The following is a 547-nucleotide window of genomic DNA, read 5'->3' as shown; positions in this document are numbered from 1 at the left end:
GCAGACCGAGGAACTCGGCGCGACAGGTGGCCTGATCCCGCTCTTGGCCGAGTTGATTGATCTGCTCCCGCAGGGCCTGCAGTTCTTGCCAGGCCTCCTGCACCGATTCAGGACGATCGGCCGGTGGTCGTCCGACCTGGCGGGCAGCGAGCAGGCCGGTCAGCGACTCCTCCATATCCTTGACCAGTTGATAGAGATAGGAACGGTCTATGCCCCACTGTCGGGCCAGCTCACTCTTGTTGTCGCTCCGCTGAAAGGCCCGGTAGATCTCCAGTTTATCGGGCACACTCAGCCGGCGACCTTTTTTCTTCCGGGCCTGCAACACCTCATTGGCATCCTTATGGCCATCAAGGGGATACGGGACCAGTTCCGTATCCGGATACCGTTGGGTCAGATCAACCACCGCGCTGATGCCGCCCTGATCATTGTCCAGGGCGGTGACCAGGCGTCGGCAATGCGCCAGGAGACCTGGATCGAACAGCAGTTGGTTACCGAGCAGGGCGATCCCCACGCCCCCATCCATGCTCTTGATGCTGAGGTAGTCAAT

Annotated in this window: 1 protein-coding gene; it reads right to left on the bottom strand. The window is 60.7% G+C overall.

Going from position 1 to position 547, the window contains the following annotated elements; all coding sequences use genetic code 11:
- On the bottom strand, nucleotides 1–547 hold a 547-nt coding region (locus JWG43_RS20665; RefSeq protein ID WP_205244282.1), incomplete at both ends, for a toprim domain-containing protein.

This window comes from Desulfobulbus alkaliphilus (assembly GCF_016918545.1).
GTDB lineage: Bacteria > Desulfobacterota > Desulfobulbia > Desulfobulbales > Desulfobulbaceae > Desulfobulbus > Desulfobulbus alkaliphilus.
Note: the sequence above shows the minus strand (reverse complement) of the source record. Positions and strands in the feature narration are given on the sequence as shown.